Source organism: Streptomyces sp. NBC_01551, assembly GCF_026339935.1.
Lineage (GTDB): Bacteria > Actinomycetota > Actinomycetes > Streptomycetales > Streptomycetaceae > Streptomyces.
Genome location: NZ_JAPEPX010000001.1, coordinates 450879 through 465539, shown reverse-complemented (window position 1 = coordinate 465539; position 14661 = coordinate 450879). Strand labels below are relative to the sequence as shown.

Sequence of the window (14661 nt, the reverse complement as noted above, 5' to 3'; positions counted from 1 at the left end):
GGGCTAGAGCCGTACGAGGGTGACCTCGGTGGCCTTCACGCTGGTCCACACGTGCGTCCCGTCGGCCAGTCCCAGTTCGGCGGCGGCGTCCGGGGTGATCTCCGCGACCAGGTCGGGCGCCTCCGGCGAGCCGATCAGCACCCGCAGCCGACTGCCGACGGCGGTGATCTCCCGTACCGTTCCCGGCCAGACGTTGCGCGGGCTGCCCGCCGGGCGCTCCCGGTGCACGGACACGGCCTCGGGGGCGATGATCGCGAGGGCCCGCACCCCGTCGGGCAGCGGCTCGGCGAGCACCAGGCGCCCGCCGGCGGCGAGCGCGAGCCCGCCCTCCGAGGCGGTGCCGGGCCAGGCGTTGCGGCCGAGCATCCGGGCCACCCAGGGGGAGCGCGGGTGCCGGGTCACCTCGGCGGGCGGCGCGTCCTGGAGGGTCTTCCCGTCAGCGAGCACGAGGACCCGGTCGGCCAGTGACACGGCCTCCACGGGATCGTGCGTGACGATCAGGCAGACCCCGCCGAAGCCCGCCAGGTGCGTGCGCAGGGTGTGCCGGACGCGGGCCCGGGTGGTCTGGTCGAGCGCGGCGAGCGGCTCGTCCAGGAGCAGCAGCCGGGGGCGGGCGGCGAGCGCGCGGGCCAGCGCCACCCGCTGGGCCTGCCCGCCGGACAGCTGGGCGGGCTTGCGCCGGGCGAGGTGCCCGACGCCGAGCCGGTCCAGCCAGGTCTGCGCCTCGCGGCGGGCCTCGGCGCGCGGGATCCGGCGGGCGCGCAGCCCGTACGCGGTGTTGGCGAGCGCGCTCAGGTGCGGGAACAGGGCGCCGTCCTGGGGGACCCAGGCCACCTGCCGCTTGTGCGGGGGCAGGGAGGTGACGTCGGTGTCGCCGAGCCGGAGTTCGGCGTGCGCGCGGTGGGTCAGCCCGAGCAGGGCGCGGAGCAGGGTGGTCTTGCCGGCGCCGTTCTCGCCGACGACGGCGATGGTGGTGCCGGGTTCGGCTTCGAGGTCGAGCCGGTTGAAGCCGGTGACGGTGGCGTGCAAGGGCCAGCGGCCGCCGTCGCGGGCGGCCCGCGGCTCGTCCGCGGACTCGGCGGCGGGCTCGGCGGCGGGAGACGCCGCGCCCGGCGCCGGCTCCTCGGCGACCGGCGGGGCCTCGGCGGCCTTGCGCGCGACGGGAGTCGCGGTCCAGCGGCCGCGCAGGGCGATCAGTACGCCCATCGCGATCGCGAGCAGCAGCAGCGACACGGAGGTCGCGGCCTCCGGCTGGTCCTGGAGCAGCAGGTACACCGCGAGCGGGAGGGTCTGGGTGGTGCCGGGAAGGTTCCCGGCGAAGGTGATGGTCGCGCCGAACTCGCCGAGGGCGCGGGCCCAGGTGAGCGCCGCCCCCGCGATCAGACCGGGGGCCACCATGGGCAGCGTCACCGTGAAGAACACCCGGACCGGCGAGGCGCCGAGCGAGGCCGCGGTCTCCTCGTAGCTCTGCTTGAGGCCGCCGAGCGCGCCCTCCAGGCTGATGACGAGGAAGGGCATCGCCACAAAGGTCGCCGCCACGACGGCACCTGACGTGTGAAAGGGCAGCGTGATCCCGAACGTGTCCTCCAGCCACGGCCCGAGCAGCCCGCGCCGTCCGAAGCCCAGCAGCAGCGCCACACCGCCGACCGTCGGCGGCAGCACCATCGGGAGCAGGACGAGCGAGCGGACCAGCGCCTTGCCCTTGAACTCGACGCGGGCCAGCAGCCAGGCGAGCGGCACACCGAGGACCAGGGAGAGACCGAGCGCCCAGAAGGAGACGATCAGCGAGAGCCGGAGGGCCTCGACCACACCGGGACTGCTGAGGTGCTCGCCGAGTTCGCCCCACTGAGTACGGGTCAGAATGCCGACCAGCGGCAGCAGCAGGAACGCGACGGCGAGCAGCGCGGGGAGCGCCAGGGTCACGGGGGGCCTGGTACGGGTACGGAATCTGCTCATGTGGATTTCCTGGCTGGGTGCGTGCGTTCCTGGCGGGGGAAGAGTACGGCGGCGGGGGAGGCGGGACATGCCGAGAGGGACTGCCCGTCCCCCCGGACCGGGCAGCCCCTCTCGGCTCTCCTACGACGGCCGTGCCGCAGGGGTTACGGCTTCTGGAACCCGGCGTCGGCGAGGATCTTCTGCGCCTCGGGGGTGCTCAGCCACGCCACGAACGCGGCCGCGGCCTCGGCGTTCTTGGACTGCTTGAGGGTGGCGGCCGGGTAGGAGGCCACGGCGTTCTGGTTGTCCGGGATGTCGACCGTGACGACCTTGTCGCCGGACTTGGCGGAGTCGGTCTTGTAGACGAGACCTGCGTCGGCCTCACCCAGCTCGACCTTGCTCAGCACGGCGCGCACGTTGGGCTCCTGGGAGACCGGCTTCACCTCGATCTTCTGGGCGTCGAGGATCTGCTTGCTGTAGCGGCCGACCGGGACCTCGGGCGCGGCGAGCACGACCTTGAGCTTGGTGTCGGCCAGGTCCTTCAGGTCGTCCACCTTGAAGGGGTTGCCCTTGCCGGTCGCGATGACCAGACGGTTCTTGGCGATGATCGCCGGGTCGTTCGTCTCGGCCTTGAGGCCGTCCATCGTCTTGGTGTCGGCGGTGACCAGCGCGTCGGCCGGGGCACCCTGCTTGACCTGCGCGGCGAGCTCCTGCGAACCGGCGAAGGAGAAGGTGACCTTCGTGCCCGGGTGCGCCTTCTCGTACGCGGCGCCCGCCGTCTTGAAGACGTCGGTGAGGGAGGAGGCGGCGAGGACGGTGAGGTTCGCGGCCTTGGTCTCGCCGGAGGCGGCGCTCGCGCTCGGGGCGGCGGCGTCGGCCTTCTTGTCGTCGCTGCCGCAGGCGGCGAGGACGGGGACGAGCAGGGCGGCGGACAGGGCGGCGACGGCGGCGCGGCGGCCGGTCGTGATCGGGGACATGAGCTGGTGCTCCTCGGTCGGGGGTCGGCGGCCGGCCGGATGCCGGTTCGCGCGGTGGTGACCCGCGCCGGTGACGGGCGGAGCGGGTGGGGACGCGGGGTGCTGCTGAGCGGAATGCGGTGGGTCGGGACCGCGGACATCAGCGGGTGGAGGGCGGATGTCAGGTGCGGTCGATGTGCACGCTGGTGGACTTCACGCGGGCGGTGGCCCGCATGCCGACCTCCAGCCCGAGCTCCTCGACGGCCTCACGGGTGAGCAGGGAGACCAGCCGGTGCGGACCGGCCTGGATCTCGACCTGGGCGGCGACGTCACCGAGCTTGACGGCGGTGACGATGCCGGGGAAGGCGTTGCGTGCCGAGGTGTACGGCTCTCCGTCCTCGGTGTGGGCGCCCTGGCCCACCTCGACGGAGAAAGCCGCCAGATCGCGGCCGTTGATCAAGCGCCGGCCGGTGTCGTCGCGATGGGTCGCGACCCGGCCGGCGTCGGCCCAGCGGCGGGCGGTGTCCGGGCTGACGCCCAGCAGGCGCGCCGCCTGTCCGATGGTGTAGGACTGCATGTGCGACAAGGTAGGGGCACACGTGGCGCATTTGCAATTCGATTGGGATAATCCACTTGGCAGATGCGATGCGTATTGTCGAATCTGCCAAAAGTCGTTCCGTTTTCGGGGGTGTGCCTCGCTAAAGTCGAGGCATGGCTGAGGAATCAACAGGAACAGGATCAGAACCCGGCTCGGCGCGGGTGGACGCCTGGATCTGGTCGGTCCGTCTGACGAAGACGCGCGCGATCGCGGCGACCGCCTGCCGGGCGGGCCATGTGAGGGTCAACGGGGAGCGCGCGAAGCCGGCGCAGTCGGTGAAGGCCGGGGACGAGGTCCGGCTGTACCACGCGGGGCGCGAGCGGATCGTGGTCGTGAAGCGGCCGGTGTCGAAGCGGGTCGGCCCGCCGGTCGCGGCGCAATGCCTGATCGACAAGAGCCCGCCGCCGCCGACTCCGATCGAGGCGGCCGTGGTCGGCACGCGCGACCGCGGCGCGGGCCGCCCGACGAAGCGCGAACGCCGGGAAATCGACTCCCTCCGCGCCCGCTAGCCCTGTCGTCGAAGTGGCGCCGGTCAGGCCGGCGGCGTCCGGCGCCGTGCGGGCGCCCGCGTACCGGACGTACCCGGGCGCCCCGCCACCGCCGGGCCGAGGCAGCCGGGACGGAACTCCTGCGCCGTCCAAAGCCCCACTGCCGGGCAGCGCCGGGTGGTGGTCCCCCGGACGGGGAGTGCGGGGGAGGTGGAAGGCGGGGCGGGGAGAGTCCAAGCCGTGCCCGCCCTGCCGGGGTGCGGTGGATAGCGGACGGGGCCGCGCAGTGCCCCGGGGCCTCGGTGGCCCCCAGTGCCGGGTGGGGCGGCGCCCCGGGACGGCGGCGGCGGCTTCGGGGCTGACCCCGGCGGGTTACAGCTTGCGGTAGGCGTACGCCTCGGAGCCGGCCGCGAGGACCGCGTCCAGCGGGGCACCCGTGGAGGCCGCGACGACGGCTGCCACCGCGCCCTCGACGAACGGCGCGTCCACCAGTCGCGCACCGTCCGGCAGGTCGCCCTCCGCCAGCAGCGCCTTCACCGTCAGGACCGCGCTCCCCAGGTCCACGAGCAGCGCGACCCCGGCTCCCCGGTCCACCTCCCGCGCCGCCGCCGCGATGCGGTCCGCGTCCGTGCCCAGGCCGCCGTCGGCGCTGCCGCCCGCCGCGGCGACCGGGGCGACCGCGCCGCCCGCCGCCAGCCCGGTCGCCAGCGCGGCCACCGATTCCGCCACCGCCGCGCTGTGCGACACCAGCACGATCCCGACCAGCGCCGTCATCCGGCCACCTCCGCGAGCGCGCTCAGCAGCAGCGCCGACGACGTCGCCCCCGGGTCCTGGTGGCCGATGCTCCGCTCGCCCAGGTAGCTGGCCCGCCCCTTGCGGGCCTGCATCGGCACCGTCGCCTGCGCGCCGTTCTCCGCGGCCTCCGCCGCCGCCCGGTACGACGTGCTCATCGCCGCCACCCCCGGCACCAGCGCGTCCAGCATCGTCTTGTCGCCCGGCGCCGCGCCGCCGAGCTGAGCCACCGCGCCCACGCCGGCGTACAGGGCCTTGCGCACCTCGTCGTCGGAGACCTCGGCGGCCTCGCCGAGCTCCTTGCCGGTCCGCCGCAGCAGCGTCCCGTACAGCGGTCCCGACGCCCCGCCGACCGTCGAGATAAGGGTCCGCCCGGCGAGTTGGAGCGCCGCGCCCGGCGTGGCCGGGGGTTCCGCCTCCAGGGCCGCCCGTACCGCGGTGAACCCGCGCAGCAGGTTGCTCCCGTGGTCGGCGTCCCCGATGGGGGAGTCGAGTTCGGTCAGCCGGTCCGCCTCACGCTCCACGGCGGCCGCCGTGGTCGTCATCCAGCGCCGGAAGAAGTCTGCGTCACGCACCGGATCTCCTCGCCTCAGATCGCCTGGCCAGTCCCACCCACCACCACCCTACGGTCAGGCGCGTCCAGGAGCCGCGAGATCGTCACGGCCGCGGTGTCGCGGCCGTGGCGATCTCCCCGAGCGACGGCGACGGGCGACTACCGCGCCCGGTGGCAGGATCCGACGCGCCAGGCGCCGTCGGGGTTCCGGCCCTCGCCCCGCGCCCGTTCTCTCCCGTGTTCATGGAGCCCGACCCGGTGATCCGCTCGGCCCGACCGCCACTTTGATGGCGAACGCGGGCACCGTGAGGGCGCCGAGCACCAGGCCCTGGGTCTCGAACCCGGGCGTCATCGGGGGCCGCGCGCCACGTGGTTGAGCGGTTTCAGCGCCCATCCGCTTCGCGGCCGGCCACCGGCCTCGGCCGCCGGGCGGGGCGGTGCGATCGCGCCTTCGCCGCGGCGGCCCGGCGGACGGCCGGCGGGGCCGGCGGGTGCCGGCCGGCGGTTCGCCGCCGAGGCCCGGGGTGCTAACGGCCGGGTCCGGCGGTTTTCGCCGGGTCGCGGAATTCGGCCAACGCGCACGGCCGGAACGGCGTTGTCCATTTCGGGCCCTTCCCGGTCCGACTTCCCCGTGGTGGCATGTGCACGGCAATTCAACAGCCGGTTCCGATGAATGGAGAAACAGCGATGAAGCTGCGCAGGATCACCATCGGCGCGGCGGTCGCGGTGCTTTCCGCCGTCGCCGTGCCCGCTCAGGCCGATACGGCCGACAACCCGCCCGGAAGAATCACCGTCGACGTGGTCGGGGTGAACGGATCGGGGTGCCCCCAGGGGACCGCGAGCGTCGCCGCGGCCTCCGACAACACCTCGTTCACCGTCACGTACAGCGACTACCTCGCCCAGGCGGGGGCCGGCTCCGGTGGCACGGAGTTCCGCAAGAACTGCCAGCTCGCCCTGAGGATCCACGTGCCCCAGGGGTTCACCTACGCCATCGCCCGCGCCGACTACCGCGGCTTCGCGCACCTCCAGCGCGGGGCCTTCGGGCAGGAGCGCGCCAACTACTACTTCCAGGGCATGGGGCAGACGGCCCGTACCACCCACCAGTTCAACGGCCCGTACACCGACAACTGGCAGGCGAGCGACCAGACGGACTACGCCGACCTGGTCTGGGCGCCCTGTGGCGAGGAGCGCAACCTCAACGTCAACACCGAGCTGCGGGTCTACGCCGGGAGCTCGAACCCGCAGGCCCTGAGCTTCATGAGCATGGACTCGACGGACGGCAGCGTCAGCACGGTCTACCACTTCGCGTGGAAGGAATGCCCCGCGGCCTGACGCGGCGCGAGCGCACCGAACCCGACACACGGTCAGGAGCGACAACCATGTCCAATTCCCTGTCCCGCACCCTGCTCGCCGCCGCCGCGGCCGCCGCCCTCGTCGCCACGGTGACGGCGCCGGCCGGAGCCGCCGGCAACAAGCCGCCCATCACCGTCCCGCCGGACAAGATCGTCATCGAGCTCGCCACGGTGAACGGCTCCGGCTGCCGCGAGGGCACCGCCGAGGTGGCCGTCGCACCGGACAACACCGCCTTCACCGTCACGTACAGCGAGTACCTCGCGCAGGTCGGCCCCGGCGCCCCGCCCACGGCCTTCCGCAAGAACTGCCAGCTCAATCTCCGCGTGCACGTTCCCTCGGGATTCACCTACGCGATCGTCCAGGCGGATTACCGGGGATTCGCATTCCTGCAGCCCGGTGCCTGGGGTCAGGAAAGGGCGAACTACTACTTCCAGGGAATGCCGCAGACTTCCCAGCGGACGCACACGTTCAACGGGCCGCTCAACGACAACTGGCAGACCTCCGACAAGACGGAATACGCCGACCTGGTGTGGGCGCCGTGCGGGGAAAAGCGAAACTTCAACATCAATACCGAACTGCGGGTGAACGCCGGCACCTCCAACCCGCAGACCGCCACCAGCTTCATGGCCATGGACTCCACGGACGCCAGCGTCAGCACCCTCTACCACCTCGCGTGGCAGGTGTGCCCGCCGCGCACGTAGGACAGGCCGACGTGCCGGGCGCGCGCACCGCCCGGCACGTCGCGGCCGCGTCCACCCGGGGCGCCACCCGATCGGCGCAAGCGCCCCGGCCCGGTTCCTTCAGGGCCCGCCCGTCACGCCGCCTGCGCCCCGCCCGTCACAGCTCGCCCCGCTCCTTCGCCGGGCGGGCCGCCGACGCGGCCGCCTGGAGCGAGCGCAGGGCCAGCAGCAGCATTCCGACGTCGTCGAGGTACACCGGGTCCGGGATCAGGTCCGCCGGCGAGACCGTGTAGATCACCGCCACCCAGAAAAGGGCCTTGTCGCGCAGCGGGATCCCCGCGTCCAGCAGCAGCCGGCGCGCTTTGAGGACCCGTACGAGCAGCACGGCCGCCGCGACCGCCAGCCCGAGGGCGACGATCACGGCGACGGTGAACCAGGCCTTTCCGTCCATAACGTCCCTATACCCCGTCGGGGCCCGCTCAGGCGCCCTGTTCCCGCAGTCGGCGGCCGACCTCGCCCAGGCCCTCCGCCATCGCGTCCAGCTGCTCCGGCGTGAGCACGTCCACCAGGATCTCCCGCACCGTCGCCACGTGCCCGGGTGCGGCCTCCTCCAGGCGGGCGCGGCCGGCCTCGGTGAGCACGGCGAAGACCCCGCGCACGTCGGAGGGGCAGCTGCGGCGGCGGACCAGGCCGGCCTTCTCCAGCTGGGTGACCTGGTAGGTCAGCCCGCTCTTGGAGTTGATCAGCCCGTTGGCCAGCTCGGTCATCCGCAGCTCGTTGTCGGGGGCGGCGGCCAGCCGGACGAGGATCTCGTACTGCGGGTGCGAGAGTCCTGAGTCATCCTTGAGCTGCTGATCGAGGCGGCGGTTCACCAGTGCGGACGCGGCCAGGAATCCGCTCCAGGCGCGCATCTCGCGCTCGTCCAGCCATCTCGTGTCAGCCATGGAGCCCAGAGTACATGGGTTGTTCCAATTTGAATCACCGGCGAACGACTCGCTATGGTCGTCCCCCTACGGTTCGAATTTGAACAACTCCCACCCCGTCCGGAAGGCCCCCACCATGACCAGCCCCTCCGTCACCTCGACGAAGTCGCAGGCCAACGCACCGGCCGTATCCGCCCTGACCACCCTCTCCACCCCCGGCCACGACGTCGGCCTGCTCCTCCTCCGCCTCGTCCTCGGCCTGACCATGGCCGCCCACGGCTGCCAGAAGCTCTTCGGCTGGTTCGGCGGCGGCGGCATCAGCGGCACCGGCGGCTTCTTCAAGGCCAGCGGCTACCCCGCCCCCGAGGCCATGGCCGCCGTCGCCGGCCTCACCGAGACCCTGGGCGGCCTCGGCCTCGCCCTCGGGCTGCTCACCCCGCTGGCCGGTGCCGCCGTCGTCGGCACGATGATCAACGCCATCGCCGTCCACGGCACCGGGGAGTTCTTCGCCCCCAAGGGCATCGAGTACGAGCTGCTGCTCACCGCGGGCGCCGCGGCCCTCACCCTCACCGGCCCCGGCCGGTACGCCGTCGACCGCCTGCTGCCCGTGCTGCGCGGCCACCGCCTGGCCCACGGCGCCGTGGCCCTGGCCCTCGGCATCGTCCTCGGCTGCGTCATGCTCCTGGTCCGCAGCTAGCGGAGCGGAGCGCGAGCCCGCGCCATCCCCCGCACGAATGGTGCCCGGGTCCCACGCTGATTGGGCCCGGGCATTCGGGGGAACAGCGCACAAATGACCCAACCCATCGAAGACTACGCACTCATCGGTGACCTCATGACCAGCGGGCTCGTCGGCCGCGACGGGTCCATCGACTGGCTGTGCCTGCCGCGCTTCGACTCGCCGGCCTGCTTCGCCGCGCTCCTCGGCGACAAGGAGAACGGCCACTGGCGCATCGCCCCGGCCGGAGCCTCCGAGGGGGAGCGGTGCAACCGCCGGGCCTACGTGGACGGCTCGCTGGTCCTGGAGTCGTACTGGGAGACCCCGGACGGCGCAGCGTTCAAGGTCATCGACTTCATGCCGCAGCGCGAGACCGCGCCCGAGGTGATGCGGATCGTCGAGGGCCTCTCCGGCGAGGCCACCGTACTCAGCGTGCTGCGCCTGCGCTTCGACTACGGGCACGTCGTCCCCTGGGTCCGCCGCAGCGGCAGCGACCGGGTCGCCGTCGCCGGCCCGGACTCCGCCTGGTTCCGCAGCGAGCCGTCCGTGCGCACCTGGGGCGAGGCCAACAGCACCCGCTCCGAGTTCACCGTCACCGCCGGGCAGCGGGTCGCCTTCGGCCTCACCTGGCACCCCTCGCACGAACCGCGCCCCGAGCTCTGCGACCCGTACGAGGCGCTGGAGCAGACACTCGCCGACTGGCGCGAGTGGAGCGACCAGTGCACCTACGAGGGCCCCTACCGGGAGGCCGTGACCCGCTCCCTGATCACCCTCAAGGCCCTCACCTACGCCCCCACCGGCGGGATCGCCGCCGCCGCGACCACCTCCCTGCCCGAGGAGCTCGGCGGCGTCCGCAACTGGGACTACCGCTACTGCTGGCTGCGCGACTCCACCCTCACCCTCGGCTCGCTCCTCGCGACCGGCTTCCACGACGAGGCCCGCGCCTGGCGCAGGTGGCTGCTGCGCGCCATCGCCGGCGACCCCGCCGACCTGCAGATCATGTACGGGATCGGCGGCGAGCGGCGGATCCCCGAGAGCGACCTGCCGTGGCTGCGCGGGTACGCCTCCTCCGCGCCGGTCCGGGTCGGCAACGCGGCCGTGGACCAGCTCCAGCTCGACGTGTACGGGGAGGTCCTCGACTCGCTCTACCTGGCCAGGACCGCCGGGATCCCGGTGGAGAAGCACGCCTGGCAGATCCAGCTCGCGCTCCTCGACTTCCTGGGCGACAACTGGCACCGGCCCGACGAGGGGCTGTGGGAGGTGCGCGGCCCGCGCCGGCACTTCGTCCACTCCAAGGTGATGGCCTGGGTCGCGGCCGACCGGGCGGTGCGGACCCTGGAGGCCGATCCCACGTTGCCGGGCGACGTCGAGCGCTGGCGGGTCATGCGGGACCAGGTCCACCTCGACGTGTGCGAGAACGGCTTCGACCCCGAGCGCAACACCTTCACCCAGTACTACGGCTCGCGCGAGCTGGACGCGGCCACCCTGCTCATCCCCAGGGTCGGCTTCCTGCCGCCCGACGATCCGCGGGTCATCGGCACCGTCGACGCCGTCCGCCTGGAACTCGGCCGCAGCGGCCTGGTCCGCCGCTACACCACCGAGGGCCCCTCCGTGGACGGCCTGCCCGGTGACGAAGGGGCCTTCCTGGCCTGCTCGTTCTGGCTGGCCGACGCGCTGCACCTGACCGGCCGGGAGAAGGACGCGCGGGAACTCTTCGAGCGGCTGCTGGCGGTACGCAACGACGTGGGGCTGCTCGCCGAGGAGTACGACCCCATCGCCGGGCGCCAACTCGGCAACTTCCCGCAGGCGTTCAGCCACGTCGGCCTGGTGAACACGGCGCTCACCCTCGGCCGGGAGGGGCGCGGCCACCCCGCCGCCGGCTGACCTCCGGTCAGACGCCCGGGGCGGCTGCCCGTACGGCCGCGCGGCGGCGCAGCAACTCGCCGGTCTCCGGGTCGGCCGGGAGGAAGGCCTCCAGGTGGAGTTCGGCCAGGGTGACGTCCACGGCCGTGGCGAAGGAGGTCAGCGTCGTCAGCAGCCGCAGCTCGCCCCCGGCCGTGCGCAGCCGCAGCGGCACGGCGAAGCCCAGGTGGTCCGGGCCGGGCGGCGCCGCCGCGGGCAGGTACCCCGCGAGCTCCGCGGCCAGCGCGTCGAGCGCGGGGTCCGGATGGGCCGCGGCCCGGGCGCGCAGGCTCTCGGTGATGTGCCGCCCCCACGCCGCCAGGTTGACCACGCGCGGCGCCATCCCCTCCGGGTGCAGCGCGAGCCGCAGCACGTTCACGGGCGGCTCCAGCAGGCGCGCGGCCGCGCCTTCCGCGAGCACGTCGAACGCGGCGTTGGCCAGGACGAGTTCGCCGCGCGGACCGGCGATCACCGCCGGGTACGGCAGGTGCCCGGTCAGGATGGACCGCAGCGCCGTCATCGCCGGTTCGATCGTGGCGGCGTCGCGCGGCGACTCCGCGTACGCGGGCGCGTAACCGGCCGTCAGCAGCAGCGCGTTGCGCTCGCGCAGCGTCAGGCCGAGGGCCTCGGCGAGCCGCACCACCATCGCCCGGCCCGGCACCGAGCGGCCGCTCTCGACGAAGCTGAGGTGGCGCTGCGTGGTCCCCGCGAGCGTGGCCAGTTCGAGCTGGCTCATCCGGCGCAGCGCCCGCCGGCGGCGGACCTCGCGGGAGAACGGGGAGGGCTGGACGCCCGCTGCGGCAGTGGTGGTGGCCATGGCCCCTTTCTAGCCGTGCCGGGGCGGCCGCGCGATTCCCCGCGGGGAATTGCCGCGTGTCACCCCGCCGCCGGAGCCTGGACCGGCAAGCGGCGGCCGGGACCCCCGGCGCGGCGGACAGCCCTGGAGGACGTCATGCGCTCGTACCACCTGGAAACCTTCGGCAGCGTCGAGGGGATCGTGCTGCGCGACGGCGGCGGACCGCGCCCGGAGCCCGCCGGCGCCACCGGCATCGTCGTCGCGCGCGGCCTCCCTCAACAAGCGGGACCTGCTCATCCTGGAGGGGCGCTACCCGCTGCCCGCCGTACCGGGCGTGGTGCCGCTGAGCGACGGCGCCGGCGAGGTGGTCGCGGTGGGGGAGGCGGTGACCCGGTTCGCGGTCGGCGACCGCGTCTGCTGTACGTACTTCCCGCGCTGGCGGGCCGGCCGCATCACCCCGGACGCCGTGGACCAGCCCGGCTGCACGCTCGACGGGATGCTCGCGGAGTACGCCGCGATCGACGAGCAGTGGGCGGTCCGCGTCCCGGACCACCTGACCTGGCAGGAGGCGGCCACCCTGCCGTGCGCCGGGGTCACCGCCTGGCACGCGCTGACCGGCGGCGAGGCGCTGCGCCCCGGCCAGACGGTCCTGACCCTGGGCACCGGGGCGGTGGCGCTGTTCGCCCTGCAGTTCGCGAAGCTGCTGGGCTGCCGGGTCGTGGCGACGACCTCCAGCGAGGAGAAGGCGGACCGGCTCAAGGCGCTCGGCGCCGACGCGGTCGTCGACTACCGGCGCATCCCCGACTGGAGCGGGGCCGTACGGGAGTTCACCGACGGCCTCGGCGCGGACCTGGTGGTGGAGACGGGCGGGCCCGACACCATCGAGCAGTCCGTCCGCGCGAGCGCCCTGTACGGGCAGATCGCCCTGCTGACCACCGGCACCGCCGACCGGCCCGGCATCGCGATCTCGCACGCGGCGTACGCGTCGAGCCTGGCCACCATCCGCCGTGTCTTCGTCGGCAGCCGGCTCCAGTTCGAGGACATGAACCGGGCCGTCTCCGCCCACGGACTGCGTCCGGTCGTCGACCGGGTGCTCCCCTTCGAGGAGGCGCACCGGGCCTACCGCGAGTACGCGACGGCCGGGGCCTTCGGCAAGGTCGTGATCGGCATCGGCGGGGCCGACGGGGGGTGAACCCGCCGGCCCCGCCGATGGGGAGGTCACGCCGAGACGGTGTCCTGGCCGTCCTCCGGAATGCTGACCAGCCAGCGGCTGTCCTGTCGGGGCCGCAGGTACAGGGCCCAGTACAGGGTGGCCACGGCGGTGATCCCGCCGGTCCACAGCAGGTACTGGGTCTCCTGCTGCGTCAGGATGTACCCGAGTACGGCGATCAGCACCACCGGCACGGCCGGCCACAGAGGCATCCGCCACGCGGCCGCCTCGCGGTGCGCACCGCGCCGGCTGAACAGCGCGGCCACCGCGACCAGCAGGTACATGCCGGTCACCGAGACGCCGGTGACCCCGTACAGGGTGTCCAGGTTGACGAAGCACAGCGCCGCACCCGGCACGCCGACGACCAGCGTGGCCACCCAGGGCGAGCCGAACCGGCCGAGCCGCGACAGCGCCTGGTTGACGGGCTCCGGCCAGGCCTTGTCACGGGCGGAGGCGAACAGCACGCGCGAGTTCTGGATCACCATGACGATGCCGGCGTTGACGATGGCCAGCGCGACGCAGAGGCTGACGAAGGTGCCGACGGCCGAGTTGGACCAGGCGGTGACCATCCCGCCGAGGTCGCCGGCGGCCAGCGCGTCCAGGTCCGGGGCGCCCATGGTGATGGCGATGACCGGGACCAGGATGACTGCGGTGGAGATGGCGAGGGTGGCCAGCACGGTCCGGGCCACGTTGCGCCGCGGGTTCTCCAGCTCCTCGGAGAGGTAGACGGCCGTCGAGAACCCCTGGGTGATGAACAGGGCGATCGCGAGGCCGGAGACGACCATCATCGCGGTGACGGTGGACGTGCCGCCGCCCTCCGCCGCGACCGTGCCGTGCACCAGGGCGTCCGCGCCGCGCTCGCCGTGGGCGAACCCGAGGACGGCCACGAGCGCCGCGGCGACCACTTCCAGCACCAGGAAGATGCCGGTGATCCAGGCGTTGGCCCGCAGGTCGAGCAGACCGGCGAGGGTGGCGAGCAGCATCACGCCGCCGCCCGCGACCGGAGCCGGTATCTCGACGATCGGGGCCAGGTAGTCGGCCGTACCCATGGCGATCACGGGCGGCACGATCATCACGACCAGCAGGGACAGTACGAACACCAGCCAGCCGGCGAGCCGGCCCGCCAGGGTGGAGACGATCGCGTACTCGCCGCCCGCGCTGGGAATGAGCGTGCCGAGCTCGGAGTAGCAGAAGGCCACGCCGATGCAGAGCAGCGAGCCGATCGCGATGGTGAGGGCCGTCCACGTGCCGAGACTGGCGAACAGGTCGGGCACGACGACGAAGAGGGTCGAGGCGGGCGTCACGCACGAGAGCGTGAGCAGTGTCCCGCCGACGACGCCGATGGAACGCTTGAGCTTCTGCGGGGTGGGCCCGGTGGCGGGAGCGAGGGCCTGAGGTGCGCTGATCGTGTCAGACATCGGTACGTGGTTCCGATCGGCAGATGCGGTGAGTGAGCGCGGGAGCGGTATCGCCTCCGAGGCGGTGGTGAGCAAGGGTGTGAGCGGCTCCCGGGCCGACATGCAATCTCCGCGAGATCCGCAGGTCAATAGCTGTTCATGTGCGGATTCCATCGTTCTGTCGGGTCGCGGCCCCCTGGATTCGGCGTTAAGAGCGCGTAAATGCTGCGTCGGCACGGGGTGCGGGAACCGCAGCCCCCCGCGCGGAAATTTCCCTCCGCTTTGCCGACTCGATGGTGTCAAGAGACCCGAACGGGGGATGCGCGTCTGCTACCCGGGTCCCATACGGCGCGCGCCGGGATC

General features: G+C 73.3%; 15 protein-coding genes. 6 read left to right on the top strand and 9 right to left on the bottom strand.

Annotation, left to right across the window (positions count from 1 at the left end):
- Positions 1–3: 3 nt before the first annotated feature.
- The 3 genes from OG982_RS01935 to OG982_RS01925 form a co-directional block, all read right to left on the bottom strand.
- On the bottom strand, positions 4–1956 hold the full coding sequence (locus OG982_RS01935; RefSeq protein WP_266790325.1) for an ABC transporter permease: 1953 nt from the start codon (positions 1954–1956) through the stop codon (positions 4–6).
- Positions 1957–2099: 143 nt separating this feature from the next.
- Entirely contained in the window at positions 2100–2912 is an 813-nt protein-coding gene (gene modA, locus OG982_RS01930) for a molybdate ABC transporter substrate-binding protein (protein WP_266947768.1), read from the bottom strand.
- 160 nt (positions 2913–3072) lie between these two features.
- Positions 3073–3468 carry a molybdopterin-binding protein gene (locus OG982_RS01925; protein ID WP_266947767.1) on the bottom strand — a complete coding sequence of 132 codons (396 nt, stop codon included), beginning with the start codon at positions 3466–3468 and terminating at the stop codon, positions 3073–3075.
- A gap of 134 nt (positions 3469–3602) precedes the next feature.
- Between OG982_RS01925 and OG982_RS01920 the strand changes: the two genes are divergently transcribed.
- The gene (locus OG982_RS01920) at positions 3603–3998 is read left to right on the top strand and encodes an RNA-binding S4 domain-containing protein (RefSeq protein ID WP_266790331.1); all 396 of its coding nucleotides are present in this window, start codon (positions 3603–3605) and stop codon (positions 3996–3998) included.
- Positions 3999–4349: 351 nt separating this feature from the next.
- On the opposite strand, the gene OG982_RS01915 is transcribed toward OG982_RS01920, so the two are convergent.
- Together OG982_RS01915 and dhaL are read right to left on the bottom strand one after the other, a co-directional pair.
- Positions 4350–4751, bottom strand: a complete 402-nt coding sequence (locus OG982_RS01915; RefSeq protein ID WP_266790332.1) for a PTS fructose transporter subunit IIA — start codon at positions 4749–4751, stop codon at positions 4350–4352.
- Positions 4748–5344 (bottom strand): dihydroxyacetone kinase subunit DhaL, encoded by a 597-nt coding sequence (gene dhaL / locus OG982_RS01910; protein ID WP_266790334.1) that lies wholly within the window; start codon positions 5342–5344, stop codon positions 4748–4750. Before dhaL ends, OG982_RS01915 begins: the two co-directional genes overlap by 4 nt.
- 665 nt (positions 5345–6009) lie before the next feature.
- Between dhaL and OG982_RS01905 the strand changes: the two genes are divergently transcribed.
- Both OG982_RS01905 and OG982_RS01900 read left to right on the top strand, forming a co-directional pair.
- On the top strand, positions 6010–6654 hold the full coding sequence (locus OG982_RS01905; protein ID WP_266790336.1) for a DUF4360 domain-containing protein: 645 nt from the start codon (positions 6010–6012) through the stop codon (positions 6652–6654).
- Between the two features lie 47 nt (positions 6655–6701).
- Complete coding sequence (locus OG982_RS01900; protein ID WP_266790338.1) at positions 6702–7376, top strand: DUF4360 domain-containing protein; 675 nt, start codon at positions 6702–6704, stop codon at positions 7374–7376.
- Between the two features lie 136 nt (positions 7377–7512).
- On the opposite strand, the gene OG982_RS01895 is transcribed toward OG982_RS01900, so the two are convergent.
- Positions 7513–7806 (bottom strand): YkvA family protein, encoded by a 294-nt coding sequence (locus OG982_RS01895; RefSeq protein ID WP_266790340.1) that lies wholly within the window; start codon positions 7804–7806, stop codon positions 7513–7515.
- Positions 7807–7834: 28 nt separating this feature from the next.
- Positions 7835–8299, bottom strand: coding sequence for a MarR family winged helix-turn-helix transcriptional regulator (locus tag OG982_RS01890; RefSeq protein ID WP_266790342.1), 465 nt, complete (start codon positions 8297–8299; stop codon positions 7835–7837).
- 115 nt (positions 8300–8414) lie between these two features.
- Between OG982_RS01890 and OG982_RS01885 the strand changes: the two genes are divergently transcribed.
- On the top strand, positions 8415–8975 hold the full coding sequence (locus tag OG982_RS01885; protein WP_266790343.1) for a DoxX family membrane protein: 561 nt from the start codon (positions 8415–8417) through the stop codon (positions 8973–8975).
- Positions 8976–9068: 93 nt separating this feature from the next.
- The gene (locus tag OG982_RS01880) at positions 9069–10877 is read left to right on the top strand and encodes a glycoside hydrolase family 15 protein (RefSeq protein WP_266790345.1); all 1809 of its coding nucleotides are present in this window, start codon (positions 9069–9071) and stop codon (positions 10875–10877) included.
- A 7-nt stretch (positions 10878–10884) separates the two neighbouring features.
- Here the strand turns inward: OG982_RS01880 and OG982_RS01875 are convergent, their stop codons facing one another.
- Positions 10885–11712: a helix-turn-helix domain-containing protein gene (locus tag OG982_RS01875; protein ID WP_266790347.1), complete on the bottom strand. Its 828-nt coding sequence runs from the start codon at positions 11710–11712 to the stop codon at positions 10885–10887.
- Between the two features lie 49 nt (positions 11713–11761).
- Here OG982_RS01875 and OG982_RS01870 point away from each other — a divergent pair, with 49 nt between their 5' ends.
- Positions 11762–12883: an NAD(P)-dependent alcohol dehydrogenase gene (locus OG982_RS01870; protein ID WP_266947765.1), complete on the top strand. Its 1122-nt coding sequence runs from the start codon at positions 11762–11764 to the stop codon at positions 12881–12883.
- A 26-nt stretch (positions 12884–12909) separates the two neighbouring features.
- Here OG982_RS01870 and OG982_RS01865 read toward each other — a convergent pair whose 3' ends face one another.
- Positions 12910–14319 carry an APC family permease gene (locus OG982_RS01865; RefSeq protein WP_266790350.1) on the bottom strand — a complete coding sequence of 470 codons (1410 nt, stop codon included), beginning with the start codon at positions 14317–14319 and terminating at the stop codon, positions 12910–12912.
- Positions 14320–14661: the final 342 nt, after the last annotated feature.